The 23215-nt window shown below is 63.1% G+C and carries 13 protein-coding genes and 1 pseudogene; 6 read left to right on the top strand and 8 right to left on the bottom strand.

Going from position 1 to position 23215, the window contains the following annotated elements:
- Positions 1 to 21: 21 nt before the first annotated feature.
- The gene (locus tag PGN16_RS06790) at positions 22 to 2397 is read left to right on the top strand and encodes a glycoside hydrolase family 127 protein (RefSeq protein WP_335308651.1); all 2376 of its coding nucleotides are present in this window, start codon (positions 22 to 24) and stop codon (positions 2395 to 2397) included.
- Complete coding sequence (locus tag PGN16_RS06785; RefSeq protein WP_335308650.1) at positions 2394 to 3956, top strand: family 43 glycosylhydrolase; 1563 nt, start codon at positions 2394 to 2396, stop codon at positions 3954 to 3956. Before PGN16_RS06790 ends, PGN16_RS06785 begins: the two co-directional genes overlap by 4 nt.
- Positions 3957 to 4051: 95 nt before the next feature.
- On the opposite strand, the gene PGN16_RS06780 is transcribed toward PGN16_RS06785, so the two are convergent.
- From PGN16_RS06780 to PGN16_RS06760, 5 genes are all read right to left on the bottom strand, one after another.
- Positions 4052 to 4963 carry a glycoside hydrolase gene (locus tag PGN16_RS06780; protein ID WP_335308649.1) on the bottom strand — a complete coding sequence of 304 codons (912 nt, stop codon included), beginning with the start codon at positions 4961 to 4963 and terminating at the stop codon, positions 4052 to 4054.
- Between the two features lie 7 nt (positions 4964 to 4970).
- Positions 4971 to 7784 carry a glycoside hydrolase family 127 protein gene (locus PGN16_RS06775; RefSeq protein WP_335308648.1) on the bottom strand — a complete coding sequence of 938 codons (2814 nt, stop codon included), beginning with the start codon at positions 7782 to 7784 and terminating at the stop codon, positions 4971 to 4973.
- Positions 7785 to 7905: 121 nt separating this feature from the next.
- Positions 7906 to 8442, bottom strand: a complete 537-nt coding sequence (locus PGN16_RS06770) for a hypothetical protein (RefSeq protein WP_335308647.1) — start codon at positions 8440 to 8442, stop codon at positions 7906 to 7908.
- A gap of 5 nt (positions 8443 to 8447) precedes the next feature.
- A complete protein-coding gene (locus PGN16_RS06765) occupies positions 8448 to 8996 on the bottom strand; it encodes a hypothetical protein (protein ID WP_335308646.1) in 549 nt (182 codons plus the stop codon).
- A 55-nt stretch (positions 8997 to 9051) separates the two neighbouring features.
- Entirely contained in the window at positions 9052 to 11853 is a 2802-nt protein-coding gene (locus PGN16_RS06760) for a TonB-dependent receptor (RefSeq protein WP_335308645.1), read from the bottom strand.
- Positions 11854 to 12682: 829 nt separating this feature from the next.
- Here PGN16_RS06760 and PGN16_RS06755 point away from each other — a divergent pair.
- The 3 genes and pseudogenes from PGN16_RS06755 to PGN16_RS06745 all read left to right on the top strand — a co-directional run bounded on the left by PGN16_RS06755 (position 12683) and on the right by PGN16_RS06745 (position 18454).
- Complete coding sequence (locus PGN16_RS06755) at positions 12683 to 14503, top strand: DUF6055 domain-containing protein (protein WP_335308644.1); 1821 nt, start codon at positions 12683 to 12685, stop codon at positions 14501 to 14503.
- A 482-nt stretch (positions 14504 to 14985) separates the two neighbouring features.
- Positions 14986 to 15162 (top strand): annotated as a pseudogene (locus PGN16_RS20200) (PEPxxWA-CTERM sorting domain-containing protein); the annotation flags it as partial.
- 589 nt (positions 15163 to 15751) lie between these two features.
- The gene (locus PGN16_RS06745) at positions 15752 to 18454 is read left to right on the top strand and encodes a DUF5695 domain-containing protein (protein ID WP_335308642.1); all 2703 of its coding nucleotides are present in this window, start codon (positions 15752 to 15754) and stop codon (positions 18452 to 18454) included.
- Here PGN16_RS06745 and PGN16_RS06740 read toward each other — a convergent pair.
- From PGN16_RS06740 to PGN16_RS06730, 3 genes are all read right to left on the bottom strand, one after another.
- Entirely contained in the window at positions 18451 to 19875 is a 1425-nt protein-coding gene (locus PGN16_RS06740) for a hypothetical protein (RefSeq protein ID WP_335308640.1), read from the bottom strand. The genes PGN16_RS06745 and PGN16_RS06740 overlap by 4 nt on opposite strands.
- 77 nt (positions 19876 to 19952) lie before the next feature.
- Positions 19953 to 20165 carry a hypothetical protein gene (locus PGN16_RS06735; RefSeq protein ID WP_335308639.1) on the bottom strand — a complete coding sequence of 71 codons (213 nt, stop codon included), beginning with the start codon at positions 20163 to 20165 and terminating at the stop codon, positions 19953 to 19955.
- Positions 20165 to 20611, bottom strand: a complete 447-nt coding sequence (locus PGN16_RS06730; RefSeq protein WP_335308638.1) for a hypothetical protein — start codon at positions 20609 to 20611, stop codon at positions 20165 to 20167. The genes PGN16_RS06735 and PGN16_RS06730 overlap by 1 nt, the downstream gene beginning before the upstream one ends.
- A 315-nt stretch (positions 20612 to 20926) precedes the next feature.
- On the opposite strand from PGN16_RS06730, the gene PGN16_RS06725 reads away from it, so the two are divergent.
- On the top strand, positions 20927 to 23191 hold the full coding sequence (locus PGN16_RS06725) for a hypothetical protein (RefSeq protein ID WP_335308637.1): 2265 nt from the start codon (positions 20927 to 20929) through the stop codon (positions 23189 to 23191).
- Positions 23192 to 23215: the final 24 nt, after the last annotated feature.

Here is a 23215-nt window from a genome sequence, read left to right as displayed (position 1 = left end):
AACGATCAAGAGGAGGATTCGATGGCGGCCTTGTCCCGTCGCGCGCTGATGACCGGAACCACCTCAATGGCGTTCGCCCTCGCGATGCCGAACGCGCTTCACGCCGCTGCAAAGGGCCGCCTACCCGTCCGCGCCGTGCCGCTGCCACTTTCGGACGTCCGGCTGGCACCCTCCGACTTCGCGACCGCGGTCGAGGCAGACCGCAGCTATCTGCTCGCACTCAGCGCCGACCGGCTACTGCATAACTTCCGAAAGTACGCCGGGCTGGAGCCGAAGGGCGAGATCTACGGCGGCTGGGAAAGCGATTCGCTCGCCGGCCACACGCTCGGCCATTATCTGACCGCGCTGGTGCTGATGCACCAGCAGACCGGTGACACCGAATGCCGCACTCGCGCCGACTATATCGTCGCCGAACTCGCCGAAGCTCAGGCGAAGCGCGGCACCGGCTACGTCGGTGCGCTTGGCCGCAAGCGGAAGGGCGAGAGCGCGATCGTCGATGGCGAGGAGATCTTCCCCGAGCTGATGCGCGGCGAGATCCGATCGGGCGGCTTCGACCTCAACGGCTCGTGGTCGCCACTCTATACCGTGCACAAGCTGTTCGCCGGACTGCTGGACGTCCATGCCGGCTGGGGCAATGCGCAGGCGCTGGCGGTTCTGATAGAGCTCGCAACCTACTTCGAGCGCGTGTTCGCCGCCCTGGATGATGCGCAGATGCAGGAGGTGCTGAGCTGCGAGTACGGCGGGCTGAACGAAAGCTATGCCGAACTCCATGCGCGCACCAAGGACCCGCGCTGGTTGGCGGTAGCGCGACGCATCTACGATCGCCGTGTTCTCGATCCGCTGGCGAACCAGGAGGACAAGCTAGCCGGCTTCCACGCCAACACTCAGGTGCCCAAGCTGGTGGGATTGGCGCGGCTCTACGAGCTGACCGGCGACCAGCGTTATCGCACCGCCGCGCAATTCTTCTGGGATCGGGTGACGAAGCACCACAGCTACGTCATCGGGGGCAATGCCGATCGCGAATATTTCTTCGGACCGGACCGCATCGCACGCAATCTGAGCGAGGCGACCTGCGAGCATTGCAACACCTACAACATGCTCAAACTGTCGCGGCAATTGTTCGCCCAAACGCCCGATGGCGCCTATTTCGACTATTACGAGCGCGCGCACCTCAACCACACGCTGTCGCAGATCGACCCGCGCGTGCGTGGCTTCACCTATTTCACCCCGATGCTGTCGGGTGCGGCACGCGACCATGCGCCGGCCGGTCAGGAAGGTTTTGTCTGCTGCGGCGGCAGCGGGATGGAGGCGCACGCCAAGCACGGCGACTCGATCTTCTGGGAGGGCGACGGCATGTTGCTGGTCAACCTCTACATCCCCGCGCAGGCGCAATGGCGCGCGCGCGCCGCGACGCTGACGCTGGCGACCGGCTACCCCTATGAGCCCGAGGCGCGGCTGACCTTCGCGACGCTCGGCAAGCGCGGGCGCTTCCCGGTCGCGTTGCGCGTCCCCGCATGGGCGGCGGGGGCCGAGCGCGTGACCGTCAACGGCGAACCGGTCACTACCGAACATGCCGGCGGCTATGCCATCGTGGAGCGCCGCTGGAAGGCGGGCGATACGCTGGCCATCACGCTGCCGCTCGAGCTGCGCACCGAGGTAGCGCAGGGCGGTGGGCCGGTTGCGATCCTGCGCGGCCCGTTGGTGCTCGCCGCCGACATGGGCCCGGCGGAGACGCCGTGGCAAGGGGCGGAGCCGGCGCTGGTTGGCGACAACGTCCTCGCCGCCTTCACGCCGGCCGCGGGTGCAGCAGGAACCTTTACCACGAAAGGCGTGGGTCGCCCCGGCGATCTGACCTTCGTGCCTTTCTATCGCCAATACGAACGGCGCAGCGCGGTTTACTTCCGACAGTTCAGTGAGGGCGAGTGGCGCAAGGAGAAAGCCGCCTTCCGTGCCGAGCAGGCCCGCCAGCAGGATGTCGCGGCGCGCTCAATCGACGTCATGCACTTCGGCGAGATGCAGCCGGAGCGCGACCACAATCTCGAAAGCGAGCTATCGTGGCCGGTCAGCTATCGCGGCCGCAACGGTCGCGACGTTCGTTCCGGCGGCTACATGGCGTTCACGCTGAAGGCACGACCCGGCCCGCTGATCCTCCAAGCGACCTACTGGGGCGAGGACGGCAAGCGGGGCTTCGACATCCTCGTCGACGACGTGAAGGTCGCCAGCGAGATGCTGAAGGGCGACGCACCGGGCCGGTTCGTCGACGTCGACTATCCTCTGCCGCAGGCTCTGACTCGCGGCAAGTCGTCGGTGCGCATCCGCGTGGTGCCGCACGAGGGGCAGACGGCGGGACCGATGTTCGGCGCGCGGCTGCTCGCCGCGAAGGAAGAGGTAAAGTGAACCGTATCGTGATGGCGCTCTCGCTTGCCGGGCTGCCCGCCGCCCTGCTCGCGCAGGAGAGCGTGCCGGTCAGCGCGCCGGGCAATCCGATCCTCGCGGACGGCCGCTATTACTCGACCGACCCCGCACCGGTAGTCGATGGCGACACGCTGTGGATCCTCGCGGGCCGCGACGAGGCACCGCCGAACGTCAACGACTTCATCATGAACGAATGGCAGTTGCTGTCGACGTCCGATCCGACCTCGGGCAAGTGGCGGCACTATCCCGCGATCCTGCGGCCCGAGGCGGTGTTCGCCTGGGCAGAGCCCGGCCGTGCCTATGCCGGGCAGATCGTCAAGGGCACCGACGACCGCTTCTATCTCTACGCGCCGGTGCTCCAGCGCGACGGCGACGCCGCGGACCGGTTCGCGATCGGCGTCGCGGTCGCTGATCGCGTCACCGGCCCGTGGCGCGATGCGCACCCGAGCGGGCCGATCGTGTCGCAGCGCGTGCCGGTGCACAACGACATCCAGAACATCGACCCGACCGTGCTCGTCGACGACGATGGCCGCGTCTATATGTATTGGGGCACGTTCGGGCAGTTGCGCGGCATTGAGCTCGCGCGCGACATGCTGACGCCGGTCGGCACGCCGATCGCCGTCCGCTCGCTTACCGGCTTCTTCGAGGCACCGTGGCTGATGAAGCGCAACGGCACCTATTACATGCTTTATGCCGGCAACAACGCCGGGCCGGACTCGCCATGCACGCCGGCGGTCTATCACGCCTGCATCGCCTACGGCACCGCGCCCTCCCCGCTCGGGCCGTGGACTTGGCGCGGGACGGTGCTGAAACCGGTCAGTTCCACCACCAGCCATCCGGGCGCGGTGGCGTTCAAGGGGCAATGGTATCTCGCCTATCACACCGCCGATGCGGCGGGCGGCGGGCATTTCCGGCGCAGCGTGGCGATCGACCGGCTTGAGTGGGACGACAGCGTCACCCCCGCCGCGATCCGCCCCGTTGTTCCGACGCGCCGGGCGCAACCACCCGCCGCGCCGACGCGCAACGTCGCCCTCGCGGCGCAGGGCGCCGCCTCGAACGAGCCGGTCCCGGTGCAATATTGGCTCAAGGCGCTCAACGACGGCGTCGTGAAGGACGCGCCTTTGCCTCCCGATATGTGGGGGAGTTGGTCGCCGAGGAACCCGCCCCGGCAATGGATCGAATATCGCTGGCCACGGCCGGTGACGCTGAACGCCAGCCGCATTCGCTTCTGGGCGGACCATCCCGCCGGCGCCAACGAGGGCGTGGCGCCGCCGCGCGCCTGGCATCTGGAATATTGGGATCGCGGGTGGAGGCCAGCGCCGGGGGCGAGCAGCTATGGCACCGCGCCGGATGTCTGGCAGACGGTGCGCTTCCCGGCGATCACCACGCGCTGCCTGCGCGCGGTGTTCGACGCGTCGGGAAGCGCCGGCCGTTTCTCCGGGCTTGCAGTGCAGGAATGGGAGGCGCTGGCGCCGCATGCCGCTCTTCCGGCGACGTCCACACCCCCTGTCACAACGCCATGTGAGCAACCGGCCAAGTAAGACGGAGAAACATCGTTGTGAGCGTAGCGAAGCATCCGGAGCCGAATCACGACGTTCCGAATCGCCTCGCTACACTCGGAACGAAATCTCTCTTATCAACACACTTCGGCGGTCGACACCGGCGGCGGACCGGGCGGGACACGCGCCGGATGCATGTAGAACACGTCACCCGGCAAGCGGTGCCGTTCGCCGTAGACTTCCGACAGCACGTTGAAGAGCGCGACATCGTAACCCGACAAATCCACGTCGTTCAGGATCCGTCGCCCGTCCACCACCGCCAACCGATTGGAATTGAACCAAGTCTGCGTACCCTCTGCCCAATATTCGTCGACAGTGGTCGCGCCATATTCACCCTTCCACATGCCTCGCGCCATCGCCCAGGCATAAGCCCGCTCGACCCGGGCGTAGAGCGCCGGATCGGCGGTGCGGACGGCCTCCAGGATGCCGTGCGAAAATTCATGGACGAAGATGTTTTCGCCGTAATAGCGCGTATCTGGCACACCCAGCAGATTCTCGGTCGCGGCACTGGTCAGGTCGCCGCCCATGCCGCGCGCACGTTCATTCCAATATTGTGCATCGCTCAGCCGCCCGATCCGCTGGTCGTACAGCTTGCGCTCGCACACCGTTAGACGTGGATCGTCGCGCGCTGGTTTCTTCCAGTCGCGCTGTTCGGGCAGGTCGACCGTCCCCTCCTTCTCCGCCATGATCGCGACACGAAAGCCGCGCGCGATCATCGCATGGCGCAGGTCGGGACGGTCGGCCAGCATCGCGAGCGCGCTGTCACGCGCCGCCAGCAACGCCGCATCCGGCACCGCCGCCGAGGAGACGATCGGCAAACCCGCCGCATCCACGTACCGCTTGTAGAATGCGTCGAGCTTCAATGCCGCCGGGGGCGCGCCGATTACCTGTGCGGCGTAGCGATCACCAGTCGCCGGCGCGGCGGCAAGCATGCACGGCGCCAGCGCCAGCGCCAAGGCGCGAAGCACCCGCTGCGTCGGGCGACGCATCCGTCCGTCAGCCCGTCGCCGTGGCGTCGCGGGCGATCCAAACCCGCGATACGGGTCCTCGACCGTTGCGCGGCACCACTGCCACCGTCTGCTGTTCACCGCCCGCCGTCACGCTACCCGGCGCATATTCGACCGCTGATCGGCCGGGGAACTCATGGATAGGCCCACCGATCCGGTTCATCCTGGCGAAGTTCGGCACCGCCGTAAGCGTCGACCCGTCCGCCCAGCGACCACGGATCGCGACCACCCCACCGAGCAGGTCACCGCGCCACTCCGGCACCAGCGCGTCGCTGCCGATCGCCAGATCGATTCGGCGCTGGTCCGCGCGCTCGACATTATAGACCAGCGGACCGTAGCGGAGCGCGACCTTGCCGCGCGTCGCCTCGACCCGTTCGTCGGCCGTCACGCGCTGCACCGCCATCGGCAGTTCGAGCTCGACCTTGTCGCCCTTGCGCCATTCGCGTGTGATGACCGCATAGCCCTTCTCGATCCGCGGCGTCACCGCTTCGCCGTTGATCGCCAGCCGCACCAGCCCTTCGACCGCCGGCTCGGCGCGATAGAGCGCGCTGGTCGTGCGGTTCGGCACGCGCACGCGCAGCGCAAAGCGGCGTGGCGCCTGCGGGTTGACGGTGATCGCGACCGCCCCCTTCCAGGGATAATCGGTCTCCTGCACCATCTCGACGCGCGTGCCGGCAACCTCTCCCACGTCGATGCGACTGCCGACGAACAGGTTGACGTACAGCCCGTCGTCGCCCTTCACATAGGCCCATGTCGGCATCATCAGCAGCGTGCGCGGGATGTTGCCGACGCAACATGGGCAGGTGTGCCATTTCGCCCGCTCGGTATCGACCAGCGGGTTGGTGTAGCAGAAGCTGGTGCCGGCCAGATCGGTCGCGCCGAGCAGCGCATTGTACATCGTCTCTTCGTAGAGATCGGCGTATTTCGCGTCGTGATAAGACAGGTTCATTTTATATTGAAAGAAGATCAGCCCGCAGCTCGAACACGATTCGCAATAGGAATCGTTGCGTAGCGCGTAATTGCCGCCGAAGCCTTCGGACGTGTCGCCGCTGCCGACGCCGCCGGTGACGTAGTATTTGCGATTGACCATGTTGTCCCACAGCGACATGACCGCGCTCTGGTAATCGCGGTCGCCGGTTTCCGCCGCGATGTCGGCCATCCCCGAATAGAAATAGACCGCGCGCACGGCATGGCCGACCGCCTCATATTGCTGCTCGGGCGGCAGGTGGCTCTGGTCGTACTCCGCCCCGCCCTCACGCGAGTCCAACAGGAAGCGTGCGAGACGGATGTACGGGTCGCCGCGGCCCTGCCCCTCCATGTCGTTGACGAAGCGCCCGAAGCGCACCAGCGCCTGCTCCATCTCCTGGTGCCCGTCAAACCACGCCTTCTTGCCGGGGCCGATATGCGCGACCCAGCAATCGGCCAGCTTCTTGGCGGCATCGTACAGCCGCAGGTCGCGCCCGCCGGTCAGCGTGTGATGGTTGATCGCGGATTCGATGAAATAGCCCGCGACATAACCTTCGTGATCGGCGCGATGCTCGGGCGACCAGCGCGCGGGCCAGTTGCGGCGATCGGCCAGCGTGTAGGCGGTGTGCAGGTATCCATCGCGCTCCTGCGCGGCCAGGATGATCGGAATCCAGCGCTCCAGCGTCGTGCGCATCTTCGCCTGTGCCTGCGCGATCTCGGCATCGCCCTGCGGATCGACCATCAGCGCGATGCACATCGATTCCACGGTCTGGTGCACCCAGGCATTGGAGAAGACATAGCCCTTGTGCGGAGCATGCGCCTCGCCGCGCAGCGCCTTGCCCGCCTCGACGAAATTGTCGATCCCGCCCTGCCCGTCGGTCAGGTCGGTGCGCTCGCAATAGGCGATGCAATGCGGGATCCAGTTGACGATCAACGCCTTGGCACGCGCGTTCCACAATGGACTGTGGATCGCGTAGGGGGTGGTGTAGACGACGTCGAGCCGCTTGGCGGGCGGCGGCGCCTTGGCGCGCAATGCCAGCGTTGATACGGCCTGCTTCCCCTGCCCGGTCGCCACCAGCCGCAGCACGTAATCGCCCGGCTGCGTGACCATCGCGCGGGTCGTCGGCTCACCGGCGTCCGCGAATACGACCTTGCCTGGCCCGCTCACTTGCGACCAGCGGACGGTGTCGCCCGGCTGCCGCTGGAGCCAGTCGGCCTTACCGGCAAGGAACGTCTGCCCGCCCACCACCACGGACCGGTCGATCCCCGCGCCGACCACCGGCGCAAAGGCGGGTAACGGGCCAGCGTTGTAGACCTTCCATTGCAGGATGCCGACCGACTTGCTGCCGTCCCCGACAAATTCCAGCTTCAGCCGGTTGGTCGTAACGCGGTCGAAGACGGTGCGGTTGTAGCGATCGCCTGCGACGCCCCCGCCGCGTGCGTTGCGGACCGGGACATAGGCCCCGCCGTCCCAATAGGACAATTGCGCGGCCACCGGCAGCGCGATTCCCTGCCCGTCCTGCCACCAATAGACGTCGATGCTGTCGGTCGACACCGGCTGGCTCCACCCATATTCCACCCATTGGCGGTCCGTGCGGGGCCAGGTGCCATAGGCACCACGCGCGGTGTCGGACGAGGCGGTCGGCTCGGCGCCATTGTTCAGCGCGGCGAAGCTCGTGTCACCGGACACGAACCCACCATTTGGTCGCGCCACCTTCGCCAGATTGACCGGCGCGCGCGTTGCCGCCACCGCAGCCGGCAGGCCCTGTGTCAGCGGCAGCCCAAGACTACCCGCCAGCCCAAACAGAACATGGCGGCGCTCGACCGAGTCGCGCATGCGGCGCTCGCCCAAGGCACTATCGCCACAAACACGTTTTAGGACGTTCTTCATACTCTTCTTTCAAGCAACTTTGGAAAACGTGATTTATGCTCGCAGCATCGAGCCAGCCGAACAGACACTATTCCGGGATTTGCACCGTCACGGACAACGCCCCACTATTTCCAGAAAACTCCGTATCGTTAAAGCCCAAGGATAATCCCGCGGCCCCCTCGGGAATCGTTACACGCACTCCCGTGCCAACCATGAAGGGCCGTCCGACAACTACGCCCTTACCATCCACAAAGATCGCAGCTAGCGCGTGACGGTTCGCCGGGTAGAGAATTTTTGCCGTATAAAAACTCGGAAAGCGAGACTTGCCCGGCCCCAGTGTATCATCAACGGCATCGTCGTCGACACCAAGCGGACCGATCCCCGTCTTGTCGGGAGTTGCTGTCGTGCCTTCGCCGAACACACCAATCTTGCCCCCTCCGAGATCAAAGGGCACGATCGTCGGTGGCGCAGAGTCGCCCCGTCCAAACCGCATCTTCTCAGCATTTGGAGCAAGCGGCCATGGTCCCGACCGTGCATTAACTTGCACCACCACATCGCGCGCGCTCACAACGGCCGGCATCGCAGTGGCGACAAGGGCGAAAACTAGGAAACGGGTTCGCAACATCTCGGCTACTCCACAATGACCTTGGCTTCAGGAATGACGATCGTCACCGTCAACGATCCCGAATTGTCTGAATACCGATCGTCATTGATCCCCAAGGATAGACCTGCGGCGCCATCCGGCACCGGTACGTTCGCCGCCGACCCGATCAAGAACGGCTTACCTACAACCTTGCCGTCAGCGTCAACGAACGCACCAACTAGCTCGTTTAAATGCGCAACGCGGCCCTTCGCCTCGATATAGTAGCTCGGAAAGAGGGCCATACCGCGATCGGCAATCCAGTCGCTCTGCCCCTCGGGGCCATAGGACCCGCCGCCTGTCACCGTCGTCGTCAAACCTGTGGCTGTGACATGCAACGTTATTCCGGGTAGTAGTGCTGTATCGACCAGCAAAGCCGGCGATCTCGCATCCGCGAGCCCGAATGCCAGCTTAGGGTTGCTGCCAGTTCTCCAAGGCGCAGCCTGTGCATCGACCCGGAGGGTAACCGTTTTTGCCTCCGCCGTCGCGGCAAGAAATGCCATAGCAATGATTGGCAGAATGTACCGCTTCATGGTCATGCACTCCCATCGTTTTCGCGAAAACGGACCTTTTTTAAGAAAGACTCGCCCTTTCCTACATCCGAAAGCGTGCACTCAGTTGAATTGTCCGGCCCATCTGGCGAAAGCCCTGCTGAAGGTCAGGGAAGATCGTGTAATAATAGGTGTCCGTCTTGTTGGTCAGGTTGGTACCCTCGACGCTAAGCGTGATAAACGGCACCGGAGTGATATTGAGCGCAGCGTCGAGACGCGAATTACCAGGGGAACTTGTGATGTATGTCCTGTCGACCGCGTCCACACCGGTCACGAAGCGTGACCTCCAATTATATGCGACGCGCGCGCTGAACTTCGAGGTCTCGTAATAGCCGATCAGGTTGTAGCTCAGCTTCGACGTATAGGGCGCGAACTGCTTCACCAGCGAGATCACGCCCGGGTTGTTTTCGGCGTCAGCCTCGAAAGGAAGGCTAAGGCTTGCGTCCGGGATCCACGTGCCGTTCACTGTAGCACCAAAATTTCTTAACGCTCCCGGGAGGAATGAGAAGAAGCTCGTCGCCTGGAACTCGACGCCCTTCGTCTCGCCCGGTCCGGCGTTGCGCGGTTTTCGCACGTAGCGCAGCGTGTTGCCCAGTTCCGGAACCGGCTCAAGCTGACGCGTTTCGTATATAAAACCCTTTTGTTTCTTCAGGAACCCGGTGACCGAGATGATGCCGCCGCGCCCGAAGTAATGTTCGAGCGAAATATTGAAGTCGTTCGACGTGGTGGGCTTCAGATCGGGGTTGCCGCCGTAAATCGTTCCAAACGGGTTATTGGCCTCGAGTAGCTGGCGATAGGCGCGAAGCGCCTGCAACGGTGGACGCTGGACGTTGTGATTGTAGCTTGCGCGCAACTGCAATTGCGACGTGAAATGCACGATCCCGAACACGCTGGGCAGCAGGTCGACGTAATTGGCCCGCGCGTTATCGCGAATGACGGTGTTCGGCAGGAACGACCCCGGGTTTGCCGGATCGGCGGCACCCAGTCTCAGGCTGTTGCCGCCGAAGGAGCCGAACGTATTCACGTAGCGAAGGCCTGCCTGACCATCGATCGGGAAGCCGGCCTTGAACGCATAGTTTAGCGTACCATAGGCTGAAAACACGTTCTCCTTGACTGACCCGGTATAGGTAGGGTCTGCGGCCGACGGTCGCGCCGTTGCGAACAGGCTCGCAACGCCCTCGTCACGCCCCGGCCCATCAAGGAAGCCGGGGTTGTTGGCGACGATGAACTGGGTCACCGCCGGCCAATTGTTGTACAGGTCGGCCGAATTCAGCTGTATCCAATTGATTGCCTGTGCGCCGTTGACGCCCGGCGTCACGGTGCGAAGTCCCACGCCCGGCAACGCGGTCAGCAATGGGCGCGTCTCGGGATCGCCCCAGTTCGCATAGCGATAACTCGACTGGTCCTGATTGGACGACTGACGATATCGCGTGCCGATCTGGATGTTGCGCAGCAGGCCCGTCGGGGAAACATCGAGTGACATGTCGGCCTGCGCTGCGAATTGCGAGCTTTTGGACGACCCGATATTGTCGCTTAGCGAAAAGATGCGTTGCGACTCGGCCTTGGTGATGTCGGTGCCGCTGAAATCGAACGCCGCGCCGGACGTTAGATCTACACCAACCCGGCTGAGTCCGTTCAATTGCCCTTCATAGCCGACCGAGAAGAACCTGGAATTGCTCCAGTCATATTGTGCCGATGCATCGATCCGGACACCGGGTGCGTTCCAGTGCGTCTCGAAGTTGGTGTGGTACGTGTCCTCGCGATATTTATTCTGACCGCCGACGATGCCGACAAAATTCGCGACGGGATTGTCATTTACGACAGTGACCGTCTTCAGGGCTCCCGACGGGCTGAAGACAGGATTCTCGTACGTGAAACCATCTTCACGCATTTTGACATAGAGCGCGTTGTACTGGTTGGTCGAACGATTCCCTAGATACGACCCTTCGAGAACGAAATTCAGCCGATCGCTTGGTTTCCATTGCAGCACGCCATTGAGCGACGGCAGTTTGCGACGGCCTTCGTCGAGACCATAAGTCGCGCGATACGGCGCGACTGCCGTGTCACGCACTGCGGCTGGCAGGCTGTTGTACAGACGGCTGCGGAACGTGTCCTGCGAATTGTTCCTATTGTAGAAGTAGAAGGGCGACTCGCTCGTGATATAGGGCTCGTTATAGGCGACGTTCTGATACCCGCCGTTCACCAGGAAGCCGATCTCACCGATCCCGGTGTCAAAACGTTCGCCGACCAGTACGCTGGCAAACGGGCTCCACGTCGAACCCTGCGAATTATAGGATTCGCGAAAGCTGCCTGCGAGTGTCAGACCCTTTTTAAGGTCGAGCGGACGGCGCAGTTCAACGTTGACGGTTCCCCCGATGCCGCCTTCGACCTGATCTGCGGTCCGCGTCTTGTACACGTCAATCGACTTCACAAGCTCCGCCGGAATGTCCGATAGGGACAGAGTACGCGATCCGGCAGATCCGACTTCCGCGCCATTTACCGTCGTCTGTACACCGTCGAGGCCACGGATCGTGAGACCATTGCCACCACCTTGGGCACGGGTGATATTGACGCCGGTGACGCGCGCCAATGCTTCGACGACGTTGTTGTCGGGCAGTTTGCCGGCATCTTCCGAAACAACCGAGTCGACGATCTGCTTCGCTTTTTTCTTTTTTTTGGTTGCCGTTTCTACTGCCCCCCTGATGCCGACGACTACGACGTCCTTATCACTTGCAACCCCGGTTGAACTTTCCGAAGCAGTGCTCGACATGGCTTGTGCGGACGATTGTGCGGCATGCGCCAGTCCGATCGCGGTGGCTGTTGCCAAAGAAAGAACCCGACGCATCTCCTATACCTCCCAGCTTCTTATATCGTATACACTACGCCGCGGCTCTTCGCTTTTGTCAAACAAATTTTTAGCGGCCGCCAGAGTTCGAAGATTGGCGTAGATAGTTGCCAGCGTTGGGCACCCGTCCTGTCTCTCCTTTCGCACGATAGGGATGTAGAAAAAAACAGGCCAAGCTGGGACAGCTAGGTACCGCAGCTGGCTCGGCGACAAACGAAAAAATTGATGTTTTCCGCACCTCATTTTTTAAATCAGATTGCGGAATAGCAACCTGATCGTTCGCTCGTTCATCAACGGATAGCGGAGTCGATCATGTGACTGTGATCTCTGAACTGGCAGCATCATCACAAATGCAATCACGTCATTTTTTTACTTGACCTCTCAAGCGCATTGCATAACGTATACGGAGTTGCTGGAGCAGCCCGATACCAGTCAAATGTTAGGGCATGTCACCTTTGGAGCAGCGATGCGTAAGTCTCGCCGGAGCCTGATACTGCCGAGCGTGTGCCGATGATGCGTCTTTAATCGTCGAGTGTCGACGTTAGCCAAAGTACTTTACTGCTAAGCCATTTATGATCGCGAATGAAAATCTAGTTTGATTGCGTGAATCGGGCTGATCCAAAGAAGATCGCAGGCACCAACTTGGAGATGCAGCGCTATCACTGGAAGGGCTTTTGCGAAGGTCTACAGCTTGCCCAAACTCCCAACGGACTGATCCGGCCAATTGTCAGACTAAAGCTTGCTAGGACGACGCTTGCGGAGTCGCACTCGAGTGAGACCCGCATAAGCAAACCTACCCGCAGCCTCTATTTTACAAGGAGAGTTAAACATGAAGGCGCTGACACTTTCGAGCGTAACGGTGTTGCTCGCATCGCTGACCGGCTGCGGTGAGGGCGGCAACGACGCCCGAGCGAGCAGCGCAACGGCCGACCTACCATCCTATACACGGGCGCCCACGCAATCGGCTATGCTTAGTTGCCAAAGCCGCTCCGCGCGCAATCCGTGGGGGCGTGCCGACCTGCGCACCTGGACGCCCCGCGCCACGCAGGAGGCGGAGCGGCCACTCGAGACGCCCGGCACGGTCACCGGAGCGCCCTTCTCGGCACGGCTGGTACAGGCATACGGCGAGGATTACGGCGAGGCGCGACAAACGGTTATCCTGGAGTTGGCAGATGGCTGCCGCCGTCAGTTCCGCGCCGAATCTTTCATCGATGCCGATCGCGCGCTCATCAACGCCGAACAGGCGCGTCGGCCGTCTGCGTCGGACGCCGCGAATTACGACATCAAGTACCGCAATGGCGAGACCTCACCAGAGCTGATCAGCGCCGGCACCCTGGCGGTCCACACCACGCAACATTTCGCGATCTGGTACGGCAAGAAAACGGAGGGGGAATTCTACCGGACCATCGCACAGCAGGGCCGCTCGATCGACCAGGTGGTACGCGAAACAGGTGAATGGCTTGAGAAACAATGGCTCATCAATCGTGACATAGTGGAAGCGCCGCTGCCGTATGCGGCGTCCTCGACGCGTCACAAGCTCGACGTCTTCCTGTGCGGTACGGGACGGCCCATCACCGGCTACGACGATCTTGAAGGGTGCGGGGCGAGCGCTGCTGAGACCATGGGCGTATCGGCGTGGGCAGTGGCCAAGGGATCGAACGTCTTGACGCACGAATTCGGCCACATGATCCAATTCTACACGGGCGGCTTCCGTGACAAGGGCGACGCCGGGATGATCTGGGAAACCGGCGCCGAGTGGAATGCATTCACGGTAAACCCGGCGTTCAATGCGTCTTCGGCGGATTACCTGAACCAGTTGGAGAACGGTTTCCTTTTCTCACCCGCGCGCTACGGGGCCACACCGATCATGACCTACCTATACGAGAAGGACGCCACGCGCTCGCTTGTGCTCGGTACCTGGCAGCGCAACCTACGGAACGCAGCCGGCGCGACACAAGAAGATTACCTGCCGGCGTTCGTCCGGCTCGCGAAGGCTGCCGGCATCTATCCGAACGGTTTTGCTTCGTTTGCCGATGATGCAGGCTGGTATGGAGCGCGCCTCGTCGCAATGGACTTCTTCAACCAGCGCGCCATGCTCGACCAGTTGCGCGCGACGCGTACCACTACATGGCTCCCCCACTTCTACACGCCGCTTGCCCCCGTCGCGACAAGCACCGATCCGACGATCTTTGCGCCACCTGCCCAGAGGCCGCTGCTGCAATGGGGCACGCACATCGTTCCGCTGACCCCGTCCGGTCAGCAGGTAAAGGTGACCCTTACCGGCGGCACCATCACCAATCAGGCCGCATGGCGCTTCACGCTCGTCGGCGTCGACGCGAATGGCACGCCGAGCTACGCGCCACTAACCGCGGTCGTCGGCAAGACCAGCGCAACTGTCACGATGCTGCCGCCCGCTGGATCGAAGCTGTACCTCGCCGTAACGGCGACACCTTATATCTATGAAACGCTTGGCTGGCAGGAGAACAATCAACCAGTACGCGGAACGCGCTATCCATATCGGGTCAAGATCGAGGGCGCGACACCACGCACCGGATCTGCCGAAGCCTGCGATCCGTCGAGCCAGCCCGGTGCATGGACCACCAACTTCACGCTTGCCGGTAACAAGGACAGCGGTCGCCCGTGCGCTTGAAGCACCTTCGCGCCCACCCTCATCCCTTCATCGACAGGACAACTCGTATGCCCCGCATCACAATGCTGGTCGCCACGCTGACCGCGCTTCTCTCGTTCTGCACACCTGCTGCGGCAGCCGTCGTCAATCTGAGTATAGTCGGCGATTTCGACGGCAGCTTTGATGGCCGGTCATTTACCAATCGAACTCTTACATTTACCGGCACTTCGGAAAGCGATACGCCTGACGAGGTATTCGACGAGTATCACTACCGTCTAACCTCGTTGTCGGTGACCTTGGACGGTACGGAGCATCAGGTGACCGAAGCAGCGACATTCTTCGTCGCGCCGCTGTCACATCTTGCCGGCATCGTTGACCCCGATGCGACGAAGGGTCTCGTGCGCTTCGACTACAGCATCGACAACCGTTTCTATACTGACGCGCAGACACAGCCGTTTTCGACGTCTGGTGGATTGCTGCTGCTTGGCGCAGGGACGAACATTGCACTATCTGGCGTCTCAATCGCGGCGGTCCCCGAACCGGGCACTTGGGCCATGATGATTGTGGGCTTCGCGTTGATCGGCGTTGCCAGGCGAAACCGGAGGCATCCGTTGCGGGCACGTGATCGCTCACGCTTCTTCGTCACCGACGCAATGAAACCGTATCTGGCGGCGGCGTGATCGCCACTGCCCGGCGGACAGCAAGTCGTCCGGTTCCGCCCGGCGCACGAATACTCGAGGTCCGAAAAGCCATGCGCTTTGCATCACCCAATTCGGTGCTACGGGGCCACCTGTCGGCCGGCGGACAGCCTGCACACAGATAGCATGATACTGCATCTTGGTGCGCGTCGAGGGCACAGGGACCAAGCCTTCCATATAGATATTCGATTGTGCCGTGGAAGGTTGCGGGAATATCACCCTCGAAAACGTTTATACTCGTAACGATTTTACTATTCCCTACACTTCAAAAGTGACCCCCTTACCCGCAACCACAATATAAGGGCAACTGCCAAGAGGGACATGGAAAGCGGAACAATTAGGTGAGATGCGGCATACCTGTCGCATTTCACCACCTTATTAGAAGGCACCGTAAAGAACGGAGACCCTGCTAAGCCTTGAAGCAAAACTAGCTGGCCATTTTCAAGTGCTAATATCGAGGCAAAATGACCAGTTTGCACTATTATTTTGCCAGACTTGAACACCGTTAAGCAGTTTCTGATAAAGTTGGCAGCGCCTTCGGCTCGCACGATAAGTGGTGGGAAGGGAAATCATGAATGTCTTGATGAACGGGGTTGGCGGTGCGGCGTTGACGCGGCGCGCGATCCTGCTTTCTGGTGGTGCCATGGGGGCAGCCTCACTCGCTGCCCAGCCGGTAACGATTGCCTCACCAACGCCGCGCCGCATCTCCATGGCGCCAGCCGCCGCGGGTTCGCCGTTCCTACTGGGTGCGACGGCCGACGGCATCACCAGTGTGCGCCGTCGCGATGACGTCCACGACACCGACTATGTCAGGGCAGGCGTCGCACTGGGCGCGGTACGCGCGCGAGTGCGACGAGACGCGACCGCCTGGCAGGAAATCAACACCGAGGGGACCGGAAAGCCGCTGGGCCATGACGGTATCCGCATGCTTGCACGAGAAGACGGCATCGTCATCGAATCAAGACTATTGCTGGACGGCGATACCCTTCGCTGGGACATTAGCGTTCGCAACGAGGGCAATAATGGGGCGGAGGTCGGCGACCTGTTGCTACCGATGCCAATGAACACTGATTTTACCGCCGGACAACCACTAACGGCGTCGGTGCTGAAGCACGGCTTCGTATCCGGCCACGGATCGCACGTCTTCTGGATGCGCGGCAACAGCGCCGGTCCCTACCTGATGCTGTTACCAGATACAGGCACCTCGCTCGAATATTGGGATATCGACCGGCGCGTGCCGCAGCGCCGGGGAACCTGGTGCGCCTATATCCATGCCGCCGCAACATCCGCTGAAACCGCCGCGGCCGGCACGAGCTGGCGCCAGCCGGTTAGCGCGCTACACCTTCGGCCCAGTGAGCAACGCGATTACGCCTTTCGTTTTCTGTGGGTGGACGACTATGCCGCTGCCCGCGGCGCGATTACGGCTGCGGGCCTGATCGACGTCGAAGTGACGCCGGGGATGACGGTGCCAAGTGACCTCCATGTCGATGTGGCACTGGCGTCATCTATTCCGGTCGAACGGATCGAGGCGGAGTTCCCCAATGAAACCGAGGTCCACCGGCTGCCCGACCGCGCCCGCCGTCAACTGTGGCGAGTGCGCTTCGCCCGGCCGGGCGAGAACCGACTGACCCTGCACCAGCCAAGCGGCCGACGCACCCATCTGGAATTCTTTGCGACCGAACCGGTTGAGACGATGATGAAAAAGCGTGCTGCCTTTATCGTGCGGCGTCAGCATCGCGACCCGTCGAAATGGTATGACGGCTTGTTCGGCGAATGGAACATGGCGACTGGGACGCTGCTGGGACCAGACAATTACGACAACATCCGTGGCTGGCGGATCTACGCTGTGACATGCGATGATCCGGGGCTCAGCAAACCAGCCTATCTCGCGACCAAGAATGCCGAACATCCCGATCCGGTCGAGATTGCCGCGCTAGACCACTATATCGATTCGTTCGTCTGGGGCGGATTGCAACAGACCACCGAGGAGGCGCATCCCTACGGCATATACGGCATCCTCGACTGGAAACGTAATCGCGAGAGCACCGATCCGGGGCCAAAGGGCCGGCTCCACATTTGGCGACCCTACGACTATCCGCACATCTTCGCGATGTACCTCGCAATGCATCGCATCGCGCGCGACCATCCCGGCGTTCCGACACGGCGGTCCGCGCGCGACTATCTCGAACGCGCCTACGGCACCGCGCTGGCAATGTTCACGGTGCCGATGCGAGTAACGGGCTGGTCTGCCTACAACACCGGCTTCTACAACGAATGCGTTATTCCCGAGATGGTCGCGGCGTTGCGGGTCGCCGGTATGGCGCGTGAAGCGGCGACGCTGGAATCGCACTGGGCACGTAAGGTACGCGCCTTCGTCGATCCAAAAGCGGACCTGTTCGGATCGGAATATCCTTTCGATTCGACTGGATTTGAATCGACCCAGGCGCTCGCGCGCTCGGCCCTGGACGCGCCGTCGGTGATGGGGGTGTCGACGGGTAGCGCGCGTGCCTTCGCCGATCGGCAGATCGCCGCAAACCTGTTCTGTCGCGGCTGGCTGGAACCAGCCTATTATTATCTCGGCAGCGACTATCGTGGTACGGCGGGCGATGCTTATACGCTTACCTACATGGCGCAGATGGGCGGCGGAGCGTTGCTTGACCATGCGCTGAACGACATCGACGATCCTCATCCGCTCTTGCGGCTAGGCTATGCATCGCTGCTCAGCGCCTGGGCGCTGCTTAACAGCGGGCAAGCCTCGAGCGGCCATGGCTATTGGTATCCGGGCGAAGCTCATGACGGCGCCGCAGGCGGTGGATTCGAGCCGGCGCCAGCGGGCACGACATGGCTAGACCAACCTCACCATCGCGGCTCATGGTATTATTCCTGCGAGATCGACCTTGGTTTCGCCGGCGCGGTGCGAACAGCGGCGACCATCGTTGCCGACGATCCCGTCTTTGGTCTGATCTGCCATGGCGGCGCGGTTCGCGAGGGGCCTGACGGTCTACACGTCTCGGTTAGGGATGGGGTAAGACGGCGGCTGCACGTCCGACGCGATAGCACCAGCTTCGACCTCATCTTACAAGACGCACGCTTCGATGCCGAGAACGCGATACTCGTTGATGCCGCCGGACGCTGGGTCAGCTTCGCGCCTCAGTGCTTCGCACCCTCCGCCACCAGCGTGAGATTAGCTTTAAGGCACAGTCGCGAAAGATGGAAAAGCCACACCATACAGATCAGAGACGGACGCGTGGTCGTCGACGTTTACTCTGCCTAAGACGCTGGTTGCCAGCAGTTCCGGCTTTGTCTGCGATTGCCGATGGTCAGATCAAGATCATCGAAGGCCCGACGACGATTGCGCCAGCCTTCTTGGCCCCAAATAGGCCCGTAGCGGCCAGTACGGGCGAGGAACATTGTCACCGCTTCGATGTAGGAACTGTCATTTGCGGCCCCTTCGAGTATCTTGCCCGTGCCAGTCCGATGTGCCCGCGACCGCCGCTTGGTATGCAGGTCGGGATCTTTCAGGATAGCTGATCGCAGAGAGTCGACGATAGCGCGGGTCCTGCCTTTCCAGCCGGCACGTAAGTCGTCGGGGTAAAAGTCCGGCACGTAGAAAACGGACGCACACTGACGGCGGCGTCCATCCTTGATCGCGCGGCGGATCTGAACCTCCAGTAGCTGCTCCATCTGGGCAAGTCGCATCGCAACAAGCCCGACCGCCTCCAATGGTGACAACCCTGCGTACCAAAGCTGGCAGGCTTGCTGACGCCCGAGGGCAGCTTCGGTTTGGTTCTGTTGCGCCTGACGTACGAGGGCGTCAGCCGTGCTCCCCCAACGCTCCCGGACAGCCCGGACGATGTCGTCGAGTGCGAACTTGCCCTCACGCCGTTCCAGATCGTCTGCGATCGCGCCCGCGCGCTTGCGGATATCGATGACATCGGTCTGCCGCGACTTGAACCCGGGTGTGCTCCGTTCATCCGGAGCCGTCTTGTAGGCGGCCAGGAATTTGCCCGTCAGCGCGGCGATGGGGCGCAGCACCGCAAGCAGCGTCGCGGCTTTGATGCGCTGCCCTTGGCCGCGGATCAGCCACCCAAGCGGCCGCGTCATCGACCGCCGCACCCGCGCTGTCGTCGCCTGACAATCGAAGCCTGCCCAAATCAGCGACATGCGGGTGAGCAGCCAGATTACTCTCTCCTCACCCAGGCCGGCCACGTCGCCATCGCTGATGGAGAGCAACGCCTTGTGAAGCCGCCCGGTCACCACGGCCTCGAAGAAGTCCCGGTGATGCTGGCGCGTCGCCCACATCCGGTCGACGAACTCCTTCAAGGCGTCGTGCGGCGTTGCGCCCCCTGCCCAGCCTCGCACGAACGTGTCGCACAACGCCGTGTCGCCGCTACGTGACATCAACCAGCGGCACAAAGCTGCTAGCTCGTCTGCGCTTTGTGGCAGGCGTTCGTCGGCCAGCGGCAGATATCGCGCGTCGAGCACCGCGAGCGGCAGATCGTCGAGGCTGCCCTCGCCGAACAGCAACGCCCGCTTTTCGGCTTGCGTCAGGTGGTCGCCGCGCGCGTCGGCGTGCAGCCGGCTGATCAACCGGTCGAGATCGGCCGCCGAGCGCGGGAAGTCGGCAAGCACCTCCCTGGCGAGCCGCACGACGTTGACGGAGAGATGGCGCGCGAGGTTCTTGTCAGCTCTCACGGCACCCTCGCTTCATGCCGATCAGATCTACCCGTGCCCTTATTACCAATTCGCCAACCGGGGCGTGGAAGGTGCCATCACAGATCGGCGAGCGCCGCCTCGATCCTGGCTCGCGCGACCTCGGCAAGCTTGCGGTACTCGTTCTCGATCATGCGCGCCTTGCTATACGCGCCATAGCCGGTGCGCCCGGCCTCCAGTTCCTGCTCGACCTGCGCAACCGCATTTTCCAGAATGCCGCGCCTGGCCTCTACCAGCACCAGCAGTTCGTCGAGATCGTCCGGGATGGTCATCAGTCGCTCCAGCTGTCCGGATGGGGCGGCGGCGCCCAGTAGGTCGGATTGCCGCCATGTTCCTTGATCCACTCGTACGCGGCACCGCGGTCGACGAGCGTCGGGATAGGTTTGCCGAGCAGGGTGCACAGCGTCTCGATCAGGTCCGCCTGATCGTCGGTCACGTCGCGCTGGCGCCAGGGTTCGTCCGGGCCGGCGCGACCGGATGCCTCGAAGCTCGTGACGCTGGCATCATAGAGCGCCTTGCGGTGCGACCATTCGATGATCGCGCCCCAGCGCCTGCACCAGTCGGCCTTGCGCTGGTCGGCAAGCACCGCCCGGAGCAGGCTCCCGAACGGTTGGTGCCCATGCGCCAGTCGCTCTTCGGCCATCCACCTGAGCATCATGTCGGTCTGCGCGAACAGCCCGAGCAAGGTAGTGGCGTCGACCTCACCGGCGAGCAGCACGATCGCGCCGCCGATCGCGTATTTGCGACTGTCGGCGGAACCCGGTCCGCCGCGCCGAACGGGGGCGGGCCTTTGCCTGTCGGCGGAGCTCGTTGACCTTGGCGGCCGCGACATGCTGCGCGGACGTGAGCCCGACATCCAGGTCAGCGAGCCGCGCCAGCAGCGCGTCGACAGGTTGTGAGGGCTCGGCGTCCATACCGCCAAGTTGGCGTGGGTAGCGCCGTCACTCCTCCAACCTACCCACACCCTTGAGGCCGGAGGGGATGCGCCAGCCACCGCGGAGAAGTAGAACAAGATGAAGAGTGAGAGGGGGTGGTGCGCGATAAAGAGTTTTTCGGGGCCCCAGGCGACCCGACAAACCCATACTGCCACCCCCTCTCACCGCAGCAGGGCAAGGTCATGAAAGCGACGCTTGGGCAGGTCAGGGACGGCGTAAGCGCAATCGCGATGGCGATGGCGGCGGCGCGCAGCGCCCGCAACCAGACGACGCGTGCGGCGCGGGTGGAGGCTGTCGAGAGCCGTCGTTCGGCCCAGCGCTACAAGCAGGCACGGGCGCGCGAGGACCGCGAACGCGAGCGTGCGATGAACCGCCGCTTCCGCGTCCACGTGCCCGAGTACCAACGCCCCCGCTCGCGCGGGGCAACCCCGCGCAAGCTGTTCTACCGCGTGGCTGGCCGGGCGATCGGCACCCGGGTCACGGACGGCGGCAGCAGTCGCGCAGGTGTGCGCTCAATTCACTTCGCGGTGACCGCGCGCGGCTTCGCGTCGACCAAGGGGCGCCGCTGGCGCAACGGTGAGGGCGAGCGCGCCGCGCAGTACATCACCCGCGAAGAGGCGCTCGAGGGTGGCGAGCATGGCTGGTGGTCGAACATCGCCGCCGACCGCAACGAGCTTGTTGCTTTCTTCCGGACGAGCGAAGCGGTGGAGCGGCATGACCGCGTCAACGCCAACGTCTATATCAGCGAAATACTGTCCCTGCCCGCGGCGCTGACCGCACAAGGGCGTCGCGAGGCGGTGGAGGAGTATTGCCGCTACTTCGAGGAGCGCGGCCTGCCGTACGTGGCCGCACTGCACCTGCCCGACCCGGGCGGTGACCAGCGCAACTTCCACTGTCACATCGTCTATTCGACCCGGCCGGCCGAGCGCCTCGCGCCGTATGACTGGAGCTTTGCGGTTTCCAAGCTGGCCGACGTCAACACGCCTGGTGCGATCCTGGCGCGGCGTAAGCTGGCCGTCGACGTAATCAACGCTGCCTTGAGCGCTGCGGGCAGCGCGCTGCGCTACACGCACCTCTCCAATCGTGCGCGCGGGGCTGGTGCACCATCGGCCAAGCAGGGGCAGAAAGGTACCTGGGTGCTCCGCCGCCTGGCGGCGGCCGAGCACCGTGCCGGGCAGCTCGCCCGATTAGGTGCGATGGTGACACCGCTGCGGGAGGGCCTGATGTTATCCCGGCGGGTCGAAGCGCTCGGCAAGTTGGTGGCAGCGCGGCTTGCCGCGGCGAAGACGATAACGGTCTACAGCGACCAGCAGCTTGCGCAGCAGCGGTCGGCGGCGCACGCTGGCGTCGGCACGAAGTTGCGCGCTACCCTCACCTCACCATTGCCGCTTCCGGATCGTCTCGATGTGCTCCGCACAATGGTTGATGAGCGTCGCCATCGACAAGAACGGCTGGTTGGCGCGCGGGCGCGTCTGTCCCGAGCACTGCCCGATCACGGCGCCGTCAGGTCGACGCTTGCGCTGCGCCTCGCCGAGGCCTGGTCACACGCGTACATGACGACAACGTCGGTCGGTGAGCGATGGAAGAGCGTGCGCGGCCGTTTCGCAAACAACCTGCCTGCAGCGAAGCCGTCGATCGATACCGGGCTGGTCGCCCGCCTCGCGACCGCCGGCGAAAGGATGGTGGAGCGGCAAAGACTGGAGTTGCTGCGGGACACGCTTGAGCAGGGACATGCAACTGGGCCGGAGACAGTCGGTCTGCGTGACCTTGTACGGGAGCGACTGGCAGCACGCCTGACCGTCATCGCTCACGGTATGGCGACGACCAGCGACAGGGTGCGGATGGTCATGCCCCGTATGATCGCGAAGGCAGACAGCGTCGAGCGGAAACGGCACCTCACCGCGACAGAAATCGACGCGGAGACCAAGACCGCCGCTGTGACGCCGATCATCCCGGCCGCGCCTGACCATGCGGCGCGTCACGCAGCCGCGCTTGAGAGCCAGCGCATGAAGGACGAGAAAGCGCGCGACGCCAGGCGGCGCGCAGCGTTGCGGGCAAACGCCCTTGCCCGGCTCGAAGCTGACGACGTCACGATCACGCTAACCGTAGCAGGAGAATACCGGCTGTCGGCACGCTCACTGACTGACGAAGAGAAAGAGGCGCTCCGTGACCCAGCGCACCTCGATGACACGGCTATGCACATCAAGCAGATGTACGAAGCGCGACAGGCACGCGCAGGCGCGAAGGTTGAAGCCGAACTGTCGACGGCAACGTCGAGCATGCCGGCCGACATCGACGAAGACCTGAGCGACCTGGTTCGGTTCCAGACGGAGTCTGACTGGCGCGGCACCAGCCGCAAGTAGCGCAGGCGACCCTGCGCGGGAGGG

Source organism: Sphingomonas phyllosphaerae (assembly GCF_036946485.1).
In the GTDB taxonomy this organism is placed as follows: domain Bacteria; phylum Pseudomonadota; class Alphaproteobacteria; order Sphingomonadales; family Sphingomonadaceae; genus Sphingomonas; species Sphingomonas phyllosphaerae_E.
This window is presented reverse-complemented; position numbering and strand designations above follow the sequence as displayed.

Bases quoted from the DNA above. Each gene is read 5' to 3' on its own strand.
- PGN16_RS06790 (WP_335308651.1), top strand. From the start codon at position 22: ATGGCGGCCTTGTCCCGTCGCGCGCTGATGACCGGAACCACCTCAATG.
- PGN16_RS06780 (WP_335308649.1), bottom strand. From the start codon at position 4,963: ATGCGTCGCCCGACGCAGCGGGTGCTTCGCGCCTTGGCGCTGGCGCTG.
- PGN16_RS06775 (WP_335308648.1), bottom strand. From the start codon at position 7,784: ATGCGCGACTCGGTCGAGCGCCGCCATGTTCTGTTTGGGCTGGCGGGT.
- PGN16_RS06770 (WP_335308647.1), bottom strand. From the start codon at position 8,442: ATGTTGCGAACCCGTTTCCTAGTTTTCGCCCTTGTCGCCACTGCGATG.
- PGN16_RS06765 (WP_335308646.1), bottom strand. From the start codon at position 8,996: ATGACCATGAAGCGGTACATTCTGCCAATCATTGCTATGGCATTTCTT.
- PGN16_RS06760 (WP_335308645.1), bottom strand. From the start codon at position 11,853: ATGCGTCGGGTTCTTTCTTTGGCAACAGCCACCGCGATCGGACTGGCG.
- PGN16_RS06755 (WP_335308644.1), top strand. From the start codon at position 12,683: ATGAAGGCGCTGACACTTTCGAGCGTAACGGTGTTGCTCGCATCGCTG.
- PGN16_RS06745 (WP_335308642.1), top strand. From the start codon at position 15,752: ATGAATGTCTTGATGAACGGGGTTGGCGGTGCGGCGTTGACGCGGCGC.
- PGN16_RS06735 (WP_335308639.1), bottom strand. From the start codon at position 20,165: ATGACCATCCCGGACGATCTCGACGAACTGCTGGTGCTGGTAGAGGCC.